Genomic DNA, 19,641 nt, shown 5'->3' on the forward strand with positions numbered 1-19,641 from the left:
TCACTGCTCCTTCTGTCGGTGGATCGTCTCGGTGACCCGGGTGAGCGTGTCGCGGAGATTGACCAGTTCGGCCGCCGTGAGACCGGTGGCCACGGCCACCCGCATCGGCACGTCCGCCATCCGCTCCCGCAGCGCCCGGCCGCGATCGGTGAGGCCCACCTCGACCCGGCGCTCGTCGGCGGCCGAGCGGGTTCGCACCACCAGGCCGGCCCCCTCCAGCCGCTTGAGCAGCGGGGAGAGCGTGCCGGAGTCGAGCCGGAGCCGCGCGCCGAGTTCGGAGACCGTGGGGGCGTCGTCGTCACGCTCCCAGAGCACCAGCAGCACCAGGTACTGCGGGTAGGTCAGGCCGTGCTCGTCGAGGATGGGCCGGTAGACGTCGGTCAGGGCGCGCGACGCCGCGTAGAGCGCGAAGCACACCTGCCGGCGTAGCACCAGATCATCGGTCACCCGTCGAACTGTAGCGCGCAATCAAGTTGTGCACAACTTGATTGCGCGCGGGTGCGCACGCTCACACCGGTAGCCGCTCTTGCCCGGAAAGCGGGCGCACCGCCTCTGGGGTCAGGGGTGCGGGAGCCACGCCTCCAGCTCGATCTCGACCAGGTGCTCCGGGTCGAGCAGACCGGCCACCACCACCATGGTCGCCACCGGACGAACCGGGCCGAACACCGCGTTGTGCGCCCGGCCCACCTCGTCGACGTAGAGCCGGTCGGTCACGTACATCCGGGTCCGGACCACGTCGGCAGGTTCCGCGCCCACCTCGGCCAGCGCGTCCAGGCCGATCCGGATCGCCTGCGCGGTCTGCGCCGCCGCGTCCCCCACGTGCGCCACCCGACCGTCCACCGTGGAGGTGCAGCCGGCGGTGATCGCCAGCGCGCCGGCCCGGACCACCCGGGAGTAGCCGTAGAGCGCCTCCCACGGGGCGCCCGAGCCGAGCCGGGTCACCACCGGCGACCCGCCCGCCTCGATCGTCACGCGCCGGCCCGCAGCGTGGTGAGCGCCTGGGCGACCGTGAACGCGCCGGCGTAGAGCGCCTTGCCGGCGATCACACCCTCCACGCCGGCCGGCTCCAGCGTGGCCAGCGCCCGCAGGTCGTCGAGCGTGGACACCCCGCCGGAGGCGATCACCGGCGCGTCGGTGCGGGCGCACACCTCGCGCAGCAGGTCCAGGTTCGGCCCCCGCATGGTGCCGTCCTTGGTGATGTCGGTGACCACGTACCGCGCCGCGCCGGCCGCGTCCAGCCGGGCCAGCACGTCGTAGAGGTCACCGCCGTCGCGGGTCCAGCCCCGCGCCGAGAGGGTACGTCCGCGCACGTCCAGCCCGATCGCCACGCGGTCCCCGTACTCGCCGCAGATCCGGTCGCACCACTCGGGATCCTCCAACGCGGCGGTGCCGATGTTGACCCGGGCCGCCCCGGTGCCAAGCGCCGCCCGCAACGACTCGTCGTCGCGGATCCCGCCGGACAGCTCCACCTTGGCGTCGAGCTTGCCGACCACCTCGGCGAGCAGTGCCGCGTTGGAGCCCCGACCGAACGCGGCGTCCAGGTCGACCAGGTGGATCCACTCCGCGCCGTCGGACTGCCAGGCGAGCGCCGCCTCCAGCGGGTCGCCGTACGCGGTCTCGCTGCCGGCGGCGCCCTGCACGAGCCGGACGGCCTGGCCGTCGGCGACGTCCACGGCGGGCAACAGGTCAAGGCTCAACGGTTGTCTCCTCGCATCCTCAACGACGGTCCAACGCGATCACCACGATCGCCGGCAGGACCAGCAGCAACAACACGACCAACGCCAGACGCAGCGCGAGGTCGTCGACGAAACTCCAGATGCCGATCACCGCCACGGCGGTGAGCAGCACGATGGCCGCCCGCTCCCGCCGGCTGTGCCGGCGCAGCCGACCGGTGCGCCCCCGCCGCAGCCGGGGCGTCAGCCGGCGTACCCAGGCCCGGCGCCGCTCCCGACGGGCCACCCGCCGGGCCCGGACGGCGCGTTCCCGCTCCTGCTCGGCCTCGCGGGCCGCCCGACGGCGGGCCCGCTCCTTACTCATCAGCCACCGTTCGTTCGCGACTGCGGGGCTCGCAAGACCGGCTCACTCCTCGCGCTCACCCAGCCACCGTTCGTTCGCGACTGCGGGGCTCGCAAGACCGGCTCACTCCTCGCGCTCACCCAAGCGTCCCGAGCCAGTTGCGCAGGAGCGCCGCGCCGGTGTCGGCCGACTTTTCCGGGTGGAACTGCGCGGCGGACAGCGCCCCCCGCTCCACCGCCGCGACGAAGTCGCCGCCGTGGTGCGCGGTGGTCACGACGGCGCCGGCGGCGGCGAGCGCGGCCGGGTCGGTGACCCCGTAGGAGTGCACGAAGTAGAACCGGACGTCGGCCGGCAGGCCGGCGAAGAGCACCGACCCGTCCGGCGGGCGCACCGTGTTCCAGCCCATGTGCGGCAGGCGCGGCGCGGGCAGCTTCGTCACCCCGCCGGGCAGCAGGCCCAGGCCCTTGGTCACGACGCCGTGCTCGTCGCCGTGTGCGAAGAGCACCTGCATGCCGACGCAGATGCCGAGCACCGGGCGGCCAGCCGCCACCCGGTCGGCGATCACCGGGCCGGCGCCGAGCGCCTCGATGCCCGCCATGCACGCGGCGTACGCGCCGACGCCCGGCACCACCAGGCCGTCGGCCCCGGCGGCGGCGGTCAGGTCGTCGGTCACGGTGACCTCCGCACCGGCCCGCTCCAGCGCGCGCTCGGCCGAACGCAGGTTGCCCGAGCCGTAGTCGAGCACCACCACCCGCCGGGCCATCAGCCCTCCCCGGGCAGCAGCCAGAGCAGCCCGCCTGCGGTGGCCAGCACGGCCAGCAGGCCGGTGACCACCACGGCGGCGCGGGCGGCGCCCTGCTTGTAGAGCGACCACGTCCCACCGACCAGCACCCCGGCCAGGATCAGCAGCAGCGTCGGCAACACCTTCACAGACAGCGCCGCCTTTCATTCGCGACTGCGGGACTCCGCTGCGCTGCGTTCCTCGCGCTCATCAGAGCGCACCCTTCGTGGAGGGCACCACGCCGGCGCTGCGCGGGTCGATCGCGGTCGCCTCACGCAGCGCCCGGGACACGGCCTTGAACTGGGCCTCGACCACGTGGTGCGCGTCCGGGTGGCCGCCGGGCCGGGCCGCCCGCAGCACGTCCACGTGCAGCGTGACCCGGGCCGACTGGCCGAACGACTCCCAGATGTGCCGGGTCATGCTGGTCGGGTAGACCGGCCCGATGTACGGCGACAGCGCCGGCTCGTCGTGCACCACGTACGGCCGGCCGGACAGGTCGACCGCGGCCCGCACCAGCACCTCGTCCATCGGGACGGTGGCCGAGCCGTACCGCCGGATGCCGGCCTTGTCGCCCAGCGCCCGGTCGAACGCCGAGCCCAGCGCGAGCGCGGTGTCCTCCATGGTGTGGTGCGCGTCGATCTCCAGGTCGCCGACCGTGTGCACGGTCAGGTCGAAGCCGCCGTGCCGGGCGATCTGGTTCAGCATGTGGTCGTAGAAGCCGACGCCGGTCTCGATGTCGGCCTTGCCGGTGCCGTCGAGGTCGATCTCGACGAGCACCTTGGTCTCGTTGGTGACCCGCTCGATCCGGGCGGTGCGGTTCATGACAACTTCTCCATCGCGGACAGAAAGGCGTCGGTCTCGGCCGGGGTTCCGGCGGTGACCCGCAGCCAGCCGGGCAGGCCGACGTCGCGGACCAGCACGCCGGCGTCGAGCAGGGTACGCCAGGCGGCGTCCTGGTCGCCGCCGACGTGGAACAGCACGAAGTTGGCGTCGCTGTCGGCCACCCGGCGCCCCCGCGCGCGCAGCTCGGCGACGATCCGGTCGCGCTGGACCATGATCGCGGAGACGGTGCCGAGCAACGCGCCCCGGTGCGCCAGCGCCGCCCGGGCGGCGGCCTGGGTGAGCGCGGAGAGGTGGTACGGCAGCCGGACCAGTTGCACCGCCGCCACCACCGCCGGGTCGGCGGCCAGGTAACCCAGCCGGCCGCCGGCGAACCCGAACGCCTTGCTCATGGTGCGGGTGACCACCAGTCGGGGGTGGCCGGGCAGCACGGCGAGCGCGCTGACCGTGCCGGGCCGGGCGAACTCCGCGTACGCCTCGTCCACCACCACCATGCCGGGCGCCTCGGCCAGCACGGCGGCGACCACGGCCGGGTCGAGCGCGGTGCCGGTCGGGTTGTTCGGCGAGCAGAGGAACACCACGTCCGGGCGGTGCGCGCGCACCTGGTCGACCGCGTCGGCGGCGGCCAGCCCGAAGTCGGCGCCCCGGACGCCGGGGATCCACCGGGTGCCGGTGCCGAGCGCCAGCAGCGGGTGCATCGAGTACGCCGGGGTGAAGCCGAGCGCGGTGCGCCCGGGGCCGCCGAACGCCTGGAGCAACTGCTGCTGGATCTCGTTCGAGCCGTTGGCCGCCCACACGTGGTCGGCGGTCAGCTCGTGGCCCAGGTACGCCGCCAGGTCGGCGCGGAGCGCCACCGCGTCCCGGTCCGGGTAGCGGTTCAGGTCACGCAGCTCGGCCGCGACCGCCTTGCCGATCGCGTCGACCACCGGCTCGGGCACCGGGTAGGAGTTCTCGTTGGTGTTCAGCCGCACCGGCACGTCGATCTGCGGCGCGCCGTACGGGGAGCGCCCGCGCAGGTCGTCCCGGATCGGCAGGTCGTCGAGCGTGGTCACGAGTCGTCTCCGGGGAAGCGGACGCGGACCGCCTGGCCGTGCGCCGGCAGGTCCTCCACGCCGGCCAGCGTGACCACGTGCGGGGCCACCTCGCGCAGCGCCTGCTCGGTGTACTCCACCAGGTGGACGCCGCGCAGGAAGGACTGCACGGACAACCCGGAGGAGTGCCGGGCGCAGCCGCCGGTGGGCAGCACGTGGTTGGAGCCGGCGCAGTAGTCGCCGAGCGACACCGGCGACCAGGCGCCCACGAAGATCGCACCGGCGTTGCGCACCCGCAACGCCCACTCGCGGGCGTTCTCGGTCTGGATCTCCAGGTGCTCGGCCGCGTACGCGTCGACCACCCGCAGCCCGGCCGCCAGGTCGTCGACGAGGACCACGCCGCTCTGCTCGCCGCGCAGCGCGGTGCCGATCCGCTCGGCGTGCTTGGCCGCCGGCACCTGCCGGGCCAGCTCGGCGTCGACCGCGTCGGCCAGCTCGGTCGACGGCGTGACCAGCACGCTGGCCGCCAGCGGGTCGTGCTCGGCCTGGCTGATCAGGTCGGCGGCGACGTGCGCCGGGTCGGCGGTGTGGTCGGCCAGGACGGCGATCTCGGTCGGGCCGGCCTCGGCGTCGATGCCGACCACGCCGCGCAGCAGCCGCTTCGCGGCGGTGACCCAGATGTTGCCCGGCCCGGTGATCATGTCGACCGGGTCGCAGCGCTCGTCTCCGGCCGGGTCGACCGTCGCGCCGTACGCGAGCATGGCCACCGCCTGGGCGCCGCCGACCGCGTACACCTCGTCCACGCCGAGCAGCGCGCAGGCGGCGAGGACCCGCGGGTCGGGCAGGCCGTCGTTGTCCTTCTGCGGCGGGCTCGCCACCACAAGCGAGCGCACCCCGGCCGCCTGGGCCGGGACCACGTTCATCACCACCGTCGACGGGTACATGGCCAGGCCGCCGGGGACGTAGAGGCCCACCCGGTCGACCGGCACCCACCGCTCGGTCACCGTGCCGCCGGGCACCACGGTCGTGGTGTGGTCGGTCCGGCGCTGGTCGGCGTGGACCTTGCGGGCCCGGGTGATCGACTCCAGCAGCGCGGCGCGGACCTGCGGGTCCAGCTCGCCCTCGGCGGCGCGGATCACCTCGACCGGCACCCGCAGATGCTCCGGCGCGACGCCGTCGAACCGCTCGCTGGCCTCCCGGATCGCCGGGTAGCCATGCTCGCGGACCGCCTCGACGAGGGGGCGGATCCGCTCGACCGCGACGGAGACGTCGAGCTGGGCACGGGGCAGCAGGCGGCGCGGGTCGGGCACCCCGCCGCGCAGGTCGATCCGATTCAGCACACCTGGAGTCTAGGCCGCCGCCGGTCGGGCCGACCGGGGCCGCCCGCACGCCGGGACGGTGAGCCGGGACACGCAGGCCGGGCGCGGGGGAGCTACGCTCGATCACGTGAGCGCACGGCTGCCGGTGTTCCCGCTCGGGACCGTCCTCTTCCCCGGGCTGGTCCTTCCGCTGCACATCTTCGAGGAACGCTATCGAGCCCTGGTCCGCCACCTGGTCGGGCTGCCCGAGGGCGCGCCACGCGAGTTCGGCGTGGTGGCGATCCAGGCCGGCTGGGAGGTCGCGCCGGCCGGGCCGCCGGGCCGCTCCGGGCTGGCCGGTGGCGAGATCACCCTGCACGAGGTGGGCTGCACGGCCGAGCTGCGGCAGGTCACCGAGCTGGCCGACGGCGGGTTCGACATCGTCACGGTGGGCCGGCGCCGGTTCCGCATCGCCGAGATCGACGACGACACCGAGCCGTACCTCACCGCCGAGGTGGAGTGGCTGTCCGAGCCGACCGGCCCGGACGAGGTGGCCGACGTGCTGGCGGCCCGGGTGATCTCGGTGTTCCGGCACTATCTCGGCCTGATCCGGCCGGACCAGGAGGAGATCTCCGAGCAGCTCCCGGAGGACCCGACCGTGCTGTCGCACCTGGTCGCGGCGACCGCCGCGCTGACCGTCGCCGACCGGCAGCGACTGCTCGCCATCGACGACACCCCCGGCCGGCTCCGCGCCGAGCTGCGCCTGCTCAACCGCGAGTCGGCGCTGCTGCGTCAGGTCCGGGCGGTGCCGGTGCCGCTCAGCGACCTGGCGGGTCTTCCGGCGCCGAACTGAACCCCGGCGGGTCCGCCCGGTCGCCGTCCCCCGGCCCCGGGCCGGCCGGCCCGTGACCAGCGCCCTCCGACGCCGCCGGCCACCCAGCGCCCTCCGACGCGGGTGGCCGCCCGCCGCCCGGGCCGGGCGGGGCCGGCCAACCGCCGTCCGGGCCCGACGCCGCCGGCCACGCACCGTCCGGGCCCGACGCCGCCGGCCAACTGCCGTCCGGGCCGGGTGGGGCCGGCCAACCGCCGTCCGGGCCGGGCGGGGCCGGCCACGCACCGGGCTCCGGCTCGGGGCGCAGCGACGGCCATCGCGACCAGCCGGCCAGCAACGTGTACGTGACGGCCGCGCCGAACGCCGCGAGCAGCAGGTTGCCGTGCGGCAGGGGCAGCGGGCCGAACCAGTCGACCCCGCCGGCGCGCAGGTCGGCCGGCTTGCTGAAGTCGGTGCCCGGTGGCGCGGTGTCCAGCAGCCGCTGGAAGGTGCCCAGCCCGATCCGCCGGCCCACCTGCCAGGCCACCACCGCCGCGCCGAGGCCGCCCAGCGTCGCCGCGAGCAGGCCGACCGGGCCGCGCCGGCGGCGCAGCAGCACCCACAGCGCGATGGCGGAGAGGACCCCGAAGCCGAGCGCGAGGAGGCTGAACCAGCCGTCGGCCGCGATCGGTTGCTCCGGCTGCGGGACCGCGTACACCGCGCCGTCCGGCGTCTGCCGCACCGGCGTGCCCGGCGCGGCCCACGCCCACAGCAGACCCAGCGGCACGCCGAGCGCGGTGAGCAGCGCCGCCACGCCGAGGACCGTCGCCACCGGCCGGCCGCCGTCGCGGCGCGGATCGGGCGTCGCGCCGGGCAGCTCCCGGACGACGTCCGGATGGCCGGCGAGCGGGGCCGCGCCGGGCGCGGTGACCGGGGTGCCGGCGGGCACCGGAAGGCCACCGGGCCAGCCGGACGGCTGCTCGGCGGGCGGCTGCTCCGCGGCGCCGGGACGGTCGGCGGTCCGCTCGGGATCAGGGGTCTCCGGGCTCACCCGGTGATCCTCTCAGGCCCGGGCACGGCGTGGGGCGGTGGTCGGCGCTCAGCGCGCGAACGGCTCCACCATCACCGCCGCCGCCTTGAGCCAGGCGTGCCGGGTCTCGGCCTGGAGCTGGTGGTACTCGATCGAGGAGCCGGTCTCCAGCGCCGGGTCGTAGGGCACCACGGTGACCGCCCGGGTACGGGTGGCGAAGTGCCGTTCCAGGTCGTCCTGGAGCGAGGTGCGCCCCGGCGTCGGGCAGGAGATCAACGTGACCGCGTTGTCGGCCAGCTCGCCCATGCCCACCTCGTGCAGCAGGTCGAGCATCCAGTCCGCGCTGAAGGCGGCGTCCTCACGCGGCACGGTGGTCACCACGAGCTGGTCGGCGGCCTGCATGACGGTGCGCCAGTTCGGGCTCTCCACGTTGTTGCCGGTGTCCACGCAGACCACCTCGTGGGTGCGGCGCAGCAGCTCCAGCACCCGCTTGACGGTGAACTGGTCGAGTCGCTGGGCGAAGCGCGGGCTCTCCTCGCCGGCCAGCACGTCGTACGAGCCGTCGGCGGCGTGCCGCAGGTAGTCGTCGAGGTGGGACAGCAGGGTGTCGCCGTCGAGGATCTCGATCTGCGCGAGGTCGTGGACCAGGTGGCGGATGGTGCGGGCGTGCCGGGCGCTGCCGGCGCGCAGGCCCAGCGTGCCCCGCAGCTCGTTGTCGTCCCAGGCGAGCACGCCGCGCCCGCGCACGCTGCCCACGGTCGCGGCGGCCAGCACGGTGGCGGTGGTCTTGTGCACCCCGCCCTTGGGGTTGGCGAACGCGAGCACCCGGGGGGTGCCCAGCTCGCGGCGGAGCACGCCGGTGGCCCGTTCCAGCTCGGCGTCGGGCGCCGGGGCGCGCCACCGCGCCGGGGCCGCCTCGATCCGGCCCGGCCGCGCCTCGACCGACCGGCGCGGGGTGGGCACGACGGGTGGTTCCGGCGTCGGCGGGATGTCGGGCCGGTACCGGCCGCGGTCCAGCAACGCGTAACGGGACTCGGCGGGCGGCGGTGCGGGACGGTAGCCGCCGTCGAGCAGGGAGTATCGCGACTCGACGGGCGCCTCGGCCCGCCCGCGCGGCTCCGGCTCGGCCCGCCAGGACGGCTCGGCCGGCGGCTCCGCGGGGTACGACGGCTCGGGTCGCCAGGACGGCTCGGCGCGCGGCTCGACCGGGGACTCCGTGGCGTAGGACGGGTCGACGCGCCAGGACGGCTCGCGCGGCTCCGGGGCGTAGGACGGCTCGGCCCGCCAGGACGGCTCGCGCGGCTCCGGATCGGTGCGGTACGCCGGTTCCGCCCGGTACGCCGGCTCGCCGTCGAGTCGCGGGTCGGCGCGGAAGGCCGGGTCCACCCGGAACGTGGCCTCGGCCCGGTAGCCGGGCTCGGCGGCGTACGACCCGTCGGCGGCGCGACCGACGGCGGCGGCGCGGCCGGTCCAGCCGGTGCCCGCGCCACGACGCGGCAGCGCTTCGGGGGGCGGCGGCACGGATTCCTCGGCGTGCCGGTCGGCGTCGGCGTGCTCCGCGCCGCGACCGCCGAGCCGGGCCCGGTCGAGCAGCGCCCGCCACCGCGGTGCCGGCTCACCCTGCCGACCCCAGCCGGTCTCGCTGCCGTCCAAGGATTCGCCCTCCCCCAGCCCATCGATCTGACGCCTGACAGGCTACGAACGAAACCCTATTCGGACCACTCCCCGCGCCGCACATCGCCCGGTGGCTCTGCTCACCGTGGCACCCGACGGACCGGCGCGCATCCGGGCGTCTCAGGAGGTGGGAGTGGCATTGGCCGGAGCGGAGCCGGGGACCGGCGACCGACCGGCCGGTGAAGGTCCGCTCACTGTCGGTGCGGCTTCCGACGAATCGCCCATTCCGCCGTCCCCGGTCGGGCCGGTGTCGGCCGGTGGCCGGGCCACGTCCCGCTGCTCGGGCAGCGGTGGGGTGAACACGGCCCGGTCCAACCGGGTCACCTCCGGCGCCGGATCCACCACCCGTACGCCGGGACGGTCGGCGAGCGCGCGCAGCGCGTCCGGCGCGGCCCGGACCACCGCGGCGTAGACACAGGCGCACCCGGCCCGGTAGCCGGCCGCCTCCCGGGCCGCGACCGCCGCGCCGGTGTCGTACTCCCGACGGAGCCCGGGATCGGCGGTGGCCGCCGGGGCGGCGGCGCGGGCCCGGTAGTCGGCGGCCTCCCGGTCCTTGCGCGCGGCGACCCCGGCCATCCCGCCGACCACGTCGTCGGGCAGCCGCAGCGCGGCGATCCGGACGATCTCGGTCTGCCGGCCGGGCAGCGGCACGCGCGCGATCACCGCCGAGACCGGTGTCCCGGCCAACGCGGTCGCCACCCGGCCCGGCGTCAGGTAGGCGGCGAACGTGACGAGCGCCCAGCCGTCCGGCGCGTCCAGCCGGGCCAGCTCCGCGCCGGCGGCCCGCTGGTACGCCGGAACGGACCCGCCGGCGGCCACCCCGACGCGGGTCACCTCGCCGACCGTGCGGTCACCGACCGGCCGGTCCCGCCGCTGCGCGACGGCCACCACCAGCACCAGCAGCGCGCAGCCGAGCGCGAGCCAGGTGAGCGCGGTGGCACGCGCGCGGCGCGGCGGCGCGGTGTCGTCGTCCACGGTCAGTCGCGCAGGATCTCCAGCGCCCGGGCCAGGTCGTCCGGGTAGTCGCTGACGAACGTGACCTCGTCGCCGGTGCGCGGGTGCCGGAAACTCAGCGAGCGGGCGTGCAGCCACTGCCGGGACAGCTTGAGCCGGCCCGACAGGGTCGGGTCCGCGCCGTAGGTCAGGTCGCCCACGCAGGGGTGCCGCAGGGTGGAGAAGTGCACCCGGATCTGGTGCGTACGCCCGGTCTCCAGCCGCACGTCGAGCAGGCTGGCCGAGGGGAACGCCTCCAGCGTGTCGTAGTGCGTGATGCTCGGCTTGCCGCCGGAGACCACGGCCCACCGGTAGTCGTGGTGCGGGTGCCTGTCGATCGGCGCGTCGATGGTGCCGCGCAGCGGGTCCGGGTGGCCCTGCACCACGGCGTGGTAACGCTTCTCCACCTCGCGCTCCTTGAAGGCGCGCTTCAACGCGGTGTAGGCCAGCTCGCTCTTGGCCACCGCCATGATCCCGGTGGTGCCCACGTCGAGCCGGTGCACCACGCCCTGCCGTTCGGCGGCGCCGCTGGTGGAGATGCGGTGGCCGATGCCGGCCAGCCCGCCGATCACGGTCGGGCCGGTCCAGCCGGGGCTCGGGTGCGCGGCCACCCCGACCGGCTTGTCGACCACCACGATGTCGTCGTCGGCGTAGACCACGGTCAGGCCGGGCACCGCCTGCGGCACCACGGTCGGCGGGGCGACCGGCGCGGGCAGCGTGACCTCCAGCCAGGCGCCGGCCTTCACCTTGTGCGAGTTGGCCCGGGCCACCCCGTCGACGAGCGCGTCCCCGGCGTCCACGAGCGCCGCCGCGGCGGTGCGGGACAGCCCGAACAGCCGGGACACGGCCTGGTCCAGCCGCATGCCGTCGAGCCCGTCCGGGACCGGCAGGGAACGGTGGTCGCCACCGGTGGCGTACGCGGCGGTCACGCGCGCTCCTTCTCGTCGGCCCGGGCGTCGTCGGTGGTGGGTTTCGCGCCGGCCCGGGAGCCGTCGCGCTGCCGGCCGGTCAGCTCCAGGAAGACAGCCAGCACCACGCCGCAGACCAGCGAGCTGTCGGCCAGGTTGAACACCGGGTAGTGCTCGCCGTACGGGCCGAACAGGCTGATCATGTCGACCACGTGGCCGACGAAGTGCCCCGGCGCCCGGAAGATCCGGTCGGTGAGGTTGCCCAGCGCCCCGCCCAGCACCAGGCCCAGCGACACCGCCCACGGCAGGGAGCGCAGCCGCAGCGCCATCCAGCCGATCCACCCGATCACCGCGAACGTGATCAGCGGGAAGATCCAGGTGTGGTCCGCGCCGATGCTCCAGGCAGCCCCGCTGTTGCGGGTGAGGGTGAAGTAGACGGCGCCGCCGAGCACCGACAGCGGCTCCTCCCGGCCGGGCAGCTCGCTGAGCGCGAGCTGCTTCGTGCCCAGGTCCGCAAGAAGCGAGAAGAGGGCGACGCCGAGCAGCAGGCCGACCGCCGTACGGCGGGGCGCGGCGCCGGCCCCCGACTCGGTGGTGCCGGGCCCGGCGGGCGGTGCTGCGGTCATCTGCTCCCCATCGACGTTCGCGACGGTGGCGGTCACCGTCTGCGGTTCGGCCGCCGGGGAGCGGACGATGTCAGCGCCGCTCCGCCAGCTGCTTGCAGCTCACGCAGAGGGTGGCCGACGGGAACGCGGCGAGCCGCTCCACCGGGATCGGGTTGCCGCACCGCTCGCACCAGCCGTAGCCACCCTCGTCGAGCCGCTCCAACGCGCGCTCGACCTGCGTGATCCGCTCCTTGATGCTGTTGGCGAGAGAAATCTCCTGCTCACGCTCGAACGTCTTGGTGCCGGTGTCGGCCTGGTCGTCCCCGGCCGAGTCGGTCAGCCGGTCGCGCTGCAGCTCGGTGATCTCGCTCAGCGTCTGATCGTACTCGGCGTTGAGCTCGTCCCGCCGCGCCGCCAGCGCGGCCCGGATCTTCTCGGTCTCCGCCGCGCTGCGGGTGGCCTTCGCCACCGGCTTGCGACCGGCGGTCCTGGTGTCGGCTGGCTTCGCCATCGTCAGCTCCCTCAGCCGCAGTGGCGCGGCGGTCAGCGGTACGTGGGCAGGGGGCACCGGCGCGTCCCCCGCGAACGGAACGGGGCACACGGCGACCCGCCGTGCACTCCGGAGGTTGGCAAGAATACGGAACGTACAGGCGTCCGACAACGTGCCGCACCGTCGCTCCCGGTTTCCGCCCCGAAGTGCCAACTATCGGGGCAAAAGGAACGCTAGCAGATCAGCCGGTCCGGTCCTCGCCGTACTCCCCAAACCACCGGGCCAGGCGACCGCGACGACTGACCGCCCGCAGCCGCCGCTCCGCGGCGTCCCGCACCCCCGCGGTGGCCACGATGAGCAGGCTGTCCCCCACCTTCAGCCGGGTGTCCGGGCCGGGCACGAACCCGACCCCGTCGCGCAGCACCAGCGTGACCGCCGCGCCCACCGGCAGCCGCAGCTCGTCCACGTGCACCCCGCCCAGCCGGGAGCCGGACGGCACCTCCAGCTGGAGCAGGTCGGCCCGCATCCGCTCCAGCGGCGCGGTCTCCAGCAGGATCTCGCTCGCCTCCGCCGGCGCGGTCACGCCCAACCGGCGGGCGGCCGGAGCGAGCGTGCCGGCCTGGAGCAGCGTGAAGATCACCACCAGTACGAAGACCGCGTCGAAGAGCCGGTCCGCGCCGGGCACCCGCAGCGAGAGCGGGATGGTGGCCAGCACGATCGGCACCGCGCCGCGCAGCCCGGCCCAGGAGAGGAAGAGCTGCTCGCGCCGGGAGACCCGGAACGGCAGCGCGGAGACCGCCACCGACAGCGGCCGGGCGAACAACAGCAGGGCCAGTCCGGTGATCACGGCCGGCAGCACCGCCGCGTCCAGCCGGGTCGGCGAGACCAGCAGCCCGAGCAGCACGAACAGGCCGATCTGGGCCAGCCAGGCCAACCCGTCGGCGAACCCGAGGATGGCCTGCCGGTGCGGCAGGTTCGAATTGCCGAGCAGCACCCCGGCCACGTAGACGGCGAGGAAGCCCGAGGCGTGCAGCACCGAACCGGCCGCGTACGCCAGCACGGTGAAGCCCACCACCGCGATCGGGTAGAGGCCGGCCGAGGGCAGCGCGGCGCGACGCAGCGCGTACCGCCCGGCCAGGCCCGCGCCCACGCCGACCGCCGCGCCGGCGCCCAACTCGTACCCGAGCAGCAGCACCTCGTACCACCAGGGGTGCGCCGCCGCCACGCCGGCCCGGGACAGCAGCAGCACCAGCAGGACCACCGGGGCGTCGTTCATCCCGGACTCGGCCTCCAGCGTGGCCACCAGCCGGGGCGGCAGGCGCAGCCGGCGCAGCGTGGCGAAGACCGCCGCGGCGTCGGTGGAGGAGAGCACCGCGCCGTAGAGCAGGGCCAGCCGCCAGTCCAGGCCGAGCAGCAGGTGCACCACCACGCCGACGACCACGATGCTGACCACCACGCCGACCGTGGAGAGCACGGCCGCCAGGCCGAGCACCGGCCGCAGCGTGCTCCACCGGGCGCTCAGGCCACCCTCCGCGATGATCACGATGAGCGCGCAGAAGCCCAGCACCCGGGTCAGCTCGACGTCGTCGAAGCGGATGCCCAGGCCGGCCTCGCCGATGAGCACGCCGAGCGCCAGGTAGACCAGGAGGCTGGGCACGCCGAGCCGGGTGGAGACGCGCACCGCGCCCACCGCGACCAGCAGCACGGCGGCGCCCACCAGCAGCGCGAGGTTCAGCCCCGGCGTCATCGCGTACCGGCCCGCCGGACCCTCATTCCGCGCTGCCGTCGCGCAGCCGACGCAGCACCTCGGGCAGGCGGTCGGCCGGGCGCTCGACCAGGAAGAGCTTGTCCCGGCTGGCCGCGCCGGACCGCAGCGACACCACCGCCGGCCGGACGCCGAGCGCGTCGGCCAGCGCGCGCCGGGCCGCCTCGGTGGCCCGGCCGTCCACCGCCGGCGCGTGCACGGCGACGACCAGGGCCGGGCCGTACGGCCCGTCGAACCGGCCGCCCACCCGGGCCCGGGCCGCGCCGGGCTTCACGCGCACCGCGACGGTGAGCGGGGTGTCCGCGGTCGTCATGGTCAGCGTGGCCGGGCGTCGGTGAGCAGCGTGCTGGCGGCGGCGCAGTACGCGCACGGCGTGAAGCCGAGCCCGACCGCCTCGGCGACCGGCAACGACTCGGCCGGCCGGCCCACCAGGTGGGGACAGTCGGCCAGGTGGAAGCGGGGATGGCCGTCGACCACCCGGACCTCGTCGGGCAGTCGCACCAGCCGGGCGACCTCCCCGGCGGAGAGGAACTCGGCCGACGGATCGCCGGCGAGCGGCCCACCCGGCGCGGGCGAGGTGGGCGTCGACTCGGCGTCCGGCTCGACCGGCGAGTAGGCCACGAACGGCGCGGCATCCGGCCCCTTCGGCGACGAGTGGGCGCCGGCCGACGGGACGTCCGACCCCATCGGCGAGGAATAGTCGCCGGCCGACGGGGCGTCCGGTCCGTCCGACGGCGGGAACCCGCGGGCGTCCGGCTCGTCCGGCGGAAAGTAGGCGCGGGCGTCCGGCTCGCCCGACGGCGAGTAGGCGCGGGCGTCCGGCTCGCTCGACGGCGAGTAGGCGCGGGCGTCCGGCTCGTAGGGCTCGGCCGCCGGCGGACCGGGCGGTTGCCGCCACCCGGGTCCACCGGCACCGACCGTGGACGTGTGATGCGGGACCGGGCTCACCGGCTCGTCCGGAGACGGGCCGGCGGGAACGGTCCGGGAACGCGGGCCGGCCTCCCGGCCCGCCGCCCGGGCCGCGGCCGCCTGGCGGGCGAACACGACGAAGGCGACGGCGGACAGCAGGCTGGCCGCGATCGAGACGATCAGCAGCGAGCTGGACCCACCGGCCAGCCCGACCACCAGCAGCACGACCGCGACGAGGATGAGCAGGACGCTGGCGGCTATCACGGCTCACCCCCGGCCGCGTCGTGTCGGACTGGTGCCGTCGGTGGCCGCCACGGGGACGGCCACCGACGTGGGATCAGCGGCCGGACTCGAGCGAGCCGGCGCCGCGGCCCCCGCCGAAGGAGCCGGCGAGGCCGGCGGTGGCGAGGCCGTTGCTGCCGCCGACGGCACGGGTGCCCTCGCGGTTCATCTCGACCTCGATGCCCTGGCCACGACCGTCGAGGTCCCGCAGCTGGCTCTCCAGGTACGCCTTGAGGCGCGTGCGGTACTCACGCTCGAACTGCTTGAGTTCCTCGATGTGCTTCGACAGCGCGGTGCGCTTGGCGTCCAGGCCGCCCATGGCCTCCTGGTGCCGCTGGCGGGCGTCCCGCTCCAGGGCGTCGGCCTTGGCCCGCGCCTCGCGGGTGACCTCCTCGGCCTTGGACCGGGCCTCGGAGAGCAGGCTGTCGGCCTCGCGCCGGGCGTCGGAGACGTGGTCGTCGGCGGTGCGCTGGGCCATCATCAGCACCCGCAGCGCCTGCTGCTCGCCGTCCCCGGTCACGCCCACCGGGCTGCCCTGGGTGCGGACCTGCTCCAGCTCGGCCTGCATCGCGCGGGCCGCCTGCTCGGCGGCCGCCTTGTCGCGCTGCACGCGGTCGAGCTGGGCCTTGACGTCGTTGAGCTCCGCCGCGAGCCGGGCGTCGCCGCCGGGGCCGGCGGGTGCGCCACCCCGACCGCCGCGCTCCACCTGGGCGCGCAGCTCGTTGTTCTCCTCGATCAGACGGGCCAGCTCTCGCTCGACCTCGTCCAGGAAGGCGTCGACCTCCTCCTCGTCGTACCCCCGCTTGCCGATCGGCGGCTTTTTGAAGGCGACGTTGTGGACGTCGGCCGGGGTCAGCGGCATCGAAACTCCTCGGGTCAGTTGCGGCCGCGAAAGCGCTCTGGTCAGGCGAACGCCACGATCAGGCGCTGTAACACGAACTCCATCAGCACGAACAGGATAACCAGGAGCACAAGGGAGGCCAGGTCGATGCTCACGGTACCAATTCGCAGTGGTGGGATCACACGCCTCAACGCTCGCAGGGGCGGATCAGTGACGCTCCACACGACTTCCAGTCCCGCCGATGCCCCCCGCCCGGGTTGCCAGCGACGGCCGTAGGCGAGCACGGCCCCGAGGACAAATCGAGCCAACAGGACAAGCAGGAAGAAATACAGCAGCAGGTAGAGCACCTGGAACAGGATCGACAACACAGCAGGCGACGTCCCTCGGTCGTGCGGGCTAGCTCAGGCTGAAAAAGCCGCCCTCAGCGATCTTGGCCTTGTCCTCCGCGGTGACCTGGACATTGGCCGGTGAGAGCAGGAACACCCGGTTGGTCACGCGCTCGATCGTACCGCGCAGGCCGAACGCGAGCCCGGCGGCGAAGTCGACCAGTCGGCGGGCGTCCGCCTCGTCCATCTCGGTGAGGTTGATGATCACGGGAACGCCGTCCCGGAAGTGCTCGCCGATGGTCCGCGCCTCGCGGTACGTCGTCGGGTGCAGCGTGGTGATCTGGTAGCGCTGCTCGTCCTCCGGGACCACCGTCCGCTCGCGCGGCGGGGCCTGCGGCGCCAGGGCCAGATTGTCCCGGGTGTGGTACGACAACGAGCCGGAACCCTCGCCGGCGGAGGACCGGGTGATGGAGCGGACACTGCTGGACCGCTCGGCCCGCTCCGGACGCTCCGGGCGCTCGACCTCGGAGCGGTCGGTGTCGACCGCGCGGCTGGTGGCGCGCTCGGTCAGCCGGCCCCGCTCACCGGCCCGGGACCGGGGCGCCGGCGGCTCCTCCGACTCCTCGTCGTCCTCGTCGGCGAACTCCTCGGCGTACCGGCTCGACCGGTAGCGCGACGAGTCACGGTAGCCACCCTTGTCGTAGCCACCGTCCTCGTACGCCCGCTCGTCGTCCTCCTCGACGAGACCGAGCCAGACCCCCGCCTTGCGCAGTGCACCCATCCCCGCGCCCTTCCGTCCGCCGTGCGGCACGCGCCCCCGTGCCGTGTCGCTTGATCACGAGTGGACGATCATGCCCACCGGACCGGACCGGCAATCCCCTGACGTGCGGTTCGCGGCCCGCCCGCCACGGCCCCCGGGCTTCGGGAGACGCCGTCCTGAACAACACTGATGTAATTTGCTTCCGTCCGGGCCAGGCTACCCCAGCGTGGGGCGCATTCCGAGCAACGCGCTGCCGACGCGGACATGTGTCGCGCCGTGACCGATCGCGCTCTCCAGGTCGCCGCTCATCCCCGCCGACAGCACCGTCGCGTCCGGATGGTCGGCACGCAGCCGCGCCGCCACCTCGGCCAGCCGGGCGAACGCGCGGTCCGGCTCCCAGCCCAGCGGGGCCACCGCCATCAGGCCGGCCAGCCGCAGCCCGCCCGCCCCGGCCACCGCGGCGGCCACCGGGTCGAGGCCCCGCTCCGGGTCGGCCACGCCCGGCAGCGCGCCACCCCGGGCCGGGTCACCGTCCACGCTCACCTGCACCAACACGTCCAGCGGGCGGTCCCGGGCACCGGTCGCGGCGGCGTCCAGGGCAGCCGCCAGCCGTACGCTGTCCACCGACTGGACCACGTCGGCGTACCGGACCACCGAACGGGCCTTGTTGCGCTGCAACTGCCCGATGAAGTGCCAACGCGGCACCGCCCCGGCGCCGGCCACCGCCGCCGCCTTTCCGGCCGCCTCCTGGTCCCGGTTCTCCCCCACGTCCGTCACGCCGAGCCCGGCCAGCGCGACCACGTCGGCGGCCGGGTACGTCTTGGTGACCGCGACCAGGGTGACCTCGTCGGCGTGGCGACCGGCCGCCGCGCAGGCGTCGGCGATCCGGGCCCGGACCCGGGCCAGCCCGGCCGCGAGTTCGGCGCGACGCTCGGGTCGCACCGCGGTGGATGAATCCGTCATCGGCGGGGCTCAGGACCCGTTCTTGAGGAAGTCGGGCACGTCGACGTCGTCGAAGAGCACCCGGCGGGACGGCTGCTGCGGCGCCGGCATGGTGGCCGGCGGGTTCGCCGGCGCGTTCGGCTGGGTGGGCGGGTTCTGGTTGCTCTTGCGCGGCGGGTCGACCGCCTTGTAGGCCGGGGTGCCACCGTCGAAGCCGGCCGCGATCACGGTCACCCGCACCTCGTCGCCGAGCGCGTCGTCGATCACCGCGCCGAAGATGATGTTGGCGTCCGGGTGGGCCGCGTCGGTGACCAGCTGCGCCGCGTCGTTGATCTCGAACAGGCCGAGGTCCGAGCCGCCGGCGATGGAGAGCAGTACGCCCCGCGCGCCGTCCATGCTCTGCTCCAGCAGCGGGCTGGAGATGGCCGCCTCGGCCGCCTCGACGGCGCGGTTCTCGCCCCGCGCGCTGCCGATGCCCATGAGCGCGCTGCCCGCGCCGCTCATCACGCTCTTCACGTCGGCGAAGTCGAGGTTGATCAGGCCCGGCGTGGTGATCAGGTCGGTGATGCCCTGGACACCGGAGAGGAGGACCTGGTCCGCGGTGCGGAACGCGTCCATCATGGAGATGTTGCGGTCGCCGAGCGCGAGCAGCCGGTCGTTCGGGATCACGATGAGCGTGTCGCACTGGTTGCGCAGTTCCTCGATGCCCGCCTCGGCCTGCACCTGGCGGCGCTTGCCCTCGAACGAGAACGGCCGGGTGACCACACCGATGGTGAGCGCGCCGAGCTTGCGGGCGATGTTCGCCACCACGGGCGCGCCGCCGGTGCCGGTGCCACCGCCCTCGCCGCAGGTGACGAACACCATGTCGGCGCCCTTGAGCACCTCTTCGATCTCGTCGCGGTGGTCCTCGGCGGCGTTCTTGCCGACGTCCGGGTTGGCGCCGGCGCCCAGCCCCCGGGTCAGTTCCCGGCCGACGTCGAGCTTGACGTCGGCGTCGCTCATCAGCAGCGCCTGCGCGTCGGTGTTGATCGCGATGAACTCGACGCCCTTGAGCCCAACCTCGATCATCCGGTTGACGGCGTTCACGCCGCCGCCCCCGATGCCGACGACCTTGATGACCGCCAGGTAGTTGTGCGGAGGTGTCATCTCCGGTCCTTTCCCTTCGAGATTGGCATGGGCCGACCCCACACGGCTTGGCCGGACCAGAGGAGAACCCTCACCCTCTACTAGAGGCTTAGAGTTATGTCAACCACTGATCTCTTCGGGGCAACGTATGCGCCGCCGCGCCAGGAGCCAAGGACCCTTTCCGGCGTGTCGCCGACCGAGCGACCGGTCACAC

The 19,641-nt window shown here is 74.8% G+C and carries 24 protein-coding genes; 1 reads left to right on the forward strand and 23 read right to left on the reverse strand.

Annotation, left to right across the window (positions count from 1 at the left end):
- The 9 genes from ACZ6O5_RS22340 to hisD form a co-directional block, all read right to left on the reverse strand.
- The gene (locus ACZ6O5_RS22340) at window positions 1-447 is read right to left on the reverse strand and encodes a MarR family winged helix-turn-helix transcriptional regulator (RefSeq protein WP_281936551.1); all 447 of its coding nucleotides are present in this window, start codon (window positions 445-447) and stop codon (window positions 1-3) included.
- Between the two features lie 111 nt (window positions 448-558).
- A complete protein-coding gene (locus ACZ6O5_RS22345; protein WP_465979785.1) occupies window positions 559-972 on the reverse strand; it encodes a RidA family protein in 414 nt (137 codons plus the stop codon).
- Complete coding sequence (gene priA, locus ACZ6O5_RS22350) at window positions 969-1,697, reverse strand: bifunctional 1-(5-phosphoribosyl)-5-((5-phosphoribosylamino)methylideneamino)imidazole-4-carboxamide isomerase/phosphoribosylanthranilate isomerase PriA (RefSeq protein WP_465979787.1); 729 nt, start codon at window positions 1,695-1,697, stop codon at window positions 969-971. The genes ACZ6O5_RS22345 and priA overlap by 4 nt, the downstream gene beginning before the upstream one ends.
- A gap of 19 nt (window positions 1,698-1,716) precedes the next feature.
- Entirely contained in the window at window positions 1,717-2,037 is a 321-nt protein-coding gene (locus ACZ6O5_RS22355) for a hypothetical protein (protein WP_281936557.1), read from the reverse strand.
- A 115-nt stretch (window positions 2,038-2,152) separates the two neighbouring features.
- Complete coding sequence (gene hisH, locus ACZ6O5_RS22360) at window positions 2,153-2,779, reverse strand: imidazole glycerol phosphate synthase subunit HisH (RefSeq protein WP_465979789.1); 627 nt, start codon at window positions 2,777-2,779, stop codon at window positions 2,153-2,155.
- Complete coding sequence (locus tag ACZ6O5_RS22365; RefSeq protein WP_199199777.1) at window positions 2,779-2,946, reverse strand: hypothetical protein; 168 nt, start codon at window positions 2,944-2,946, stop codon at window positions 2,779-2,781. The genes hisH and ACZ6O5_RS22365 overlap by 1 nt, the downstream gene beginning before the upstream one ends.
- A 61-nt stretch (window positions 2,947-3,007) precedes the next feature.
- Window positions 3,008-3,619, reverse strand: coding sequence for an imidazoleglycerol-phosphate dehydratase HisB (gene hisB, locus ACZ6O5_RS22370; RefSeq protein ID WP_281936562.1), 612 nt, complete (start codon window positions 3,617-3,619; stop codon window positions 3,008-3,010).
- Window positions 3,616-4,689, reverse strand: a complete 1,074-nt coding sequence (locus tag ACZ6O5_RS22375) for a histidinol-phosphate transaminase (protein ID WP_465979792.1) — start codon at window positions 4,687-4,689, stop codon at window positions 3,616-3,618. The genes hisB and ACZ6O5_RS22375 overlap by 4 nt, the downstream gene beginning before the upstream one ends.
- Window positions 4,686-6,008 (reverse strand): histidinol dehydrogenase, encoded by a 1,323-nt coding sequence (hisD, locus tag ACZ6O5_RS22380; protein WP_281936566.1) that lies wholly within the window; start codon window positions 6,006-6,008, stop codon window positions 4,686-4,688. Before hisD ends, ACZ6O5_RS22375 begins: the two co-directional genes overlap by 4 nt.
- 106 nt (window positions 6,009-6,114) lie before the next feature.
- Here hisD and ACZ6O5_RS22385 point away from each other — a divergent pair, with 106 nt between their 5' ends.
- Window positions 6,115-6,819 carry an LON peptidase substrate-binding domain-containing protein gene (locus tag ACZ6O5_RS22385; protein WP_465979794.1) on the forward strand — a complete coding sequence of 235 codons (705 nt, stop codon included), beginning with the start codon at window positions 6,115-6,117 and terminating at the stop codon, window positions 6,817-6,819.
- Here ACZ6O5_RS22385 and ACZ6O5_RS22390 read toward each other — a convergent pair.
- From ACZ6O5_RS22390 to ftsZ, 14 genes are all read right to left on the reverse strand, one after another.
- Window positions 6,785-7,828, reverse strand: a complete 1,044-nt coding sequence (locus tag ACZ6O5_RS22390; protein ID WP_465979796.1) for a DUF2567 domain-containing protein — start codon at window positions 7,826-7,828, stop codon at window positions 6,785-6,787. The two genes, ACZ6O5_RS22385 and ACZ6O5_RS22390, sit on opposite strands and share 35 nt — an antisense overlap.
- Before the next feature lie 48 nt (window positions 7,829-7,876).
- Window positions 7,877-9,460, reverse strand: coding sequence for a MinD/ParA family ATP-binding protein (locus ACZ6O5_RS22395; protein ID WP_465979798.1), 1,584 nt, complete (start codon window positions 9,458-9,460; stop codon window positions 7,877-7,879).
- A 141-nt stretch (window positions 9,461-9,601) separates the two neighbouring features.
- Window positions 9,602-10,456 carry a hypothetical protein gene (locus tag ACZ6O5_RS22400; RefSeq protein ID WP_465979800.1) on the reverse strand — a complete coding sequence of 285 codons (855 nt, stop codon included), beginning with the start codon at window positions 10,454-10,456 and terminating at the stop codon, window positions 9,602-9,604.
- Window positions 10,457-10,458: 2 nt separating this feature from the next.
- Window positions 10,459-11,403 carry an RluA family pseudouridine synthase gene (locus ACZ6O5_RS22405; protein ID WP_107157595.1) on the reverse strand — a complete coding sequence of 315 codons (945 nt, stop codon included), beginning with the start codon at window positions 11,401-11,403 and terminating at the stop codon, window positions 10,459-10,461.
- Window positions 11,400-12,008 carry a signal peptidase II gene (gene lspA / locus ACZ6O5_RS22410; RefSeq protein ID WP_465979802.1) on the reverse strand — a complete coding sequence of 203 codons (609 nt, stop codon included), beginning with the start codon at window positions 12,006-12,008 and terminating at the stop codon, window positions 11,400-11,402. Before lspA ends, ACZ6O5_RS22405 begins: the two co-directional genes overlap by 4 nt.
- A gap of 70 nt (window positions 12,009-12,078) precedes the next feature.
- Window positions 12,079-12,498, reverse strand: a complete 420-nt coding sequence (locus ACZ6O5_RS22415) for a TraR/DksA family transcriptional regulator (RefSeq protein WP_107157596.1) — start codon at window positions 12,496-12,498, stop codon at window positions 12,079-12,081.
- A gap of 220 nt (window positions 12,499-12,718) precedes the next feature.
- Window positions 12,719-14,224: a potassium/proton antiporter gene (locus tag ACZ6O5_RS22420; protein WP_465979804.1), complete on the reverse strand. Its 1,506-nt coding sequence runs from the start codon at window positions 14,222-14,224 to the stop codon at window positions 12,719-12,721.
- Window positions 14,225-14,246: 22 nt separating this feature from the next.
- Window positions 14,247-14,555 carry a DUF167 domain-containing protein gene (locus ACZ6O5_RS22425; RefSeq protein WP_281936580.1) on the reverse strand — a complete coding sequence of 103 codons (309 nt, stop codon included), beginning with the start codon at window positions 14,553-14,555 and terminating at the stop codon, window positions 14,247-14,249.
- 2 nt (window positions 14,556-14,557) lie between these two features.
- Window positions 14,558-15,415 (reverse strand): hypothetical protein, encoded by an 858-nt coding sequence (locus ACZ6O5_RS22430; protein WP_465979906.1) that lies wholly within the window; start codon window positions 15,413-15,415, stop codon window positions 14,558-14,560.
- Window positions 15,416-15,488: 73 nt separating this feature from the next.
- Window positions 15,489-16,295: a DivIVA domain-containing protein gene (locus tag ACZ6O5_RS22435; RefSeq protein ID WP_107157600.1), complete on the reverse strand. Its 807-nt coding sequence runs from the start codon at window positions 16,293-16,295 to the stop codon at window positions 15,489-15,491.
- A 41-nt stretch (window positions 16,296-16,336) separates the two neighbouring features.
- A complete protein-coding gene (locus ACZ6O5_RS22440; protein WP_091059628.1) occupies window positions 16,337-16,642 on the reverse strand; it encodes a YggT family protein in 306 nt (101 codons plus the stop codon).
- A gap of 28 nt (window positions 16,643-16,670) precedes the next feature.
- Window positions 16,671-17,381 carry a cell division protein SepF gene (locus ACZ6O5_RS22445; RefSeq protein WP_465979807.1) on the reverse strand — a complete coding sequence of 237 codons (711 nt, stop codon included), beginning with the start codon at window positions 17,379-17,381 and terminating at the stop codon, window positions 16,671-16,673.
- Between the two features lie 195 nt (window positions 17,382-17,576).
- Window positions 17,577-18,323 (reverse strand): YggS family pyridoxal phosphate-dependent enzyme, encoded by a 747-nt coding sequence (locus ACZ6O5_RS22450; RefSeq protein ID WP_425787762.1) that lies wholly within the window; start codon window positions 18,321-18,323, stop codon window positions 17,577-17,579.
- Window positions 18,324-18,332: 9 nt separating this feature from the next.
- Entirely contained in the window at window positions 18,333-19,448 is a 1,116-nt protein-coding gene (gene ftsZ, locus ACZ6O5_RS22455) for a cell division protein FtsZ (protein WP_107157603.1), read from the reverse strand.
- Window positions 19,449-19,641 lie beyond the last annotated feature (193 nt).

It is taken from the genome of Micromonospora sp. NPDC049201, from assembly GCF_055586805.1.

Coding starts and splice junctions, on each gene's coding strand:
- ACZ6O5_RS22355 (WP_281936557.1), bottom strand. CDS start 2,037: ATGAGTAAGGAGCGGGCCCGCCGTCGGGCGGCCCGCGAGGCCGAGCAG.
- hisH (WP_465979789.1), bottom strand. CDS start 2,779: ATGGCCCGGCGGGTGGTGGTGCTCGACTACGGCTCGGGCAACCTGCGT.
- hisB (WP_281936562.1), bottom strand. CDS start 3,619: ATGAACCGCACCGCCCGGATCGAGCGGGTCACCAACGAGACCAAGGTG.
- lspA (WP_465979802.1), bottom strand. CDS start 12,008: ATGACCGCAGCACCGCCCGCCGGGCCCGGCACCACCGAGTCGGGGGCC.
- ACZ6O5_RS22415 (WP_107157596.1), bottom strand. CDS start 12,498: ATGGCGAAGCCAGCCGACACCAGGACCGCCGGTCGCAAGCCGGTGGCG.
- ACZ6O5_RS22420 (WP_465979804.1), bottom strand. CDS start 14,224: ATGACGCCGGGGCTGAACCTCGCGCTGCTGGTGGGCGCCGCCGTGCTG.
- ACZ6O5_RS22425 (WP_281936580.1), bottom strand. CDS start 14,555: ATGACGACCGCGGACACCCCGCTCACCGTCGCGGTGCGCGTGAAGCCC.
- ACZ6O5_RS22435 (WP_107157600.1), bottom strand. CDS start 16,295: ATGCCGCTGACCCCGGCCGACGTCCACAACGTCGCCTTCAAAAAGCCG.
- ACZ6O5_RS22445 (WP_465979807.1), bottom strand. CDS start 17,381: ATGGGTGCACTGCGCAAGGCGGGGGTCTGGCTCGGTCTCGTCGAGGAG.
- ACZ6O5_RS22450 (WP_425787762.1), bottom strand. CDS start 18,323: ATGACGGATTCATCCACCGCGGTGCGACCCGAGCGTCGCGCCGAACTC.
- ftsZ (WP_107157603.1), bottom strand. CDS start 19,448: ATGACACCTCCGCACAACTACCTGGCGGTCATCAAGGTCGTCGGCATC.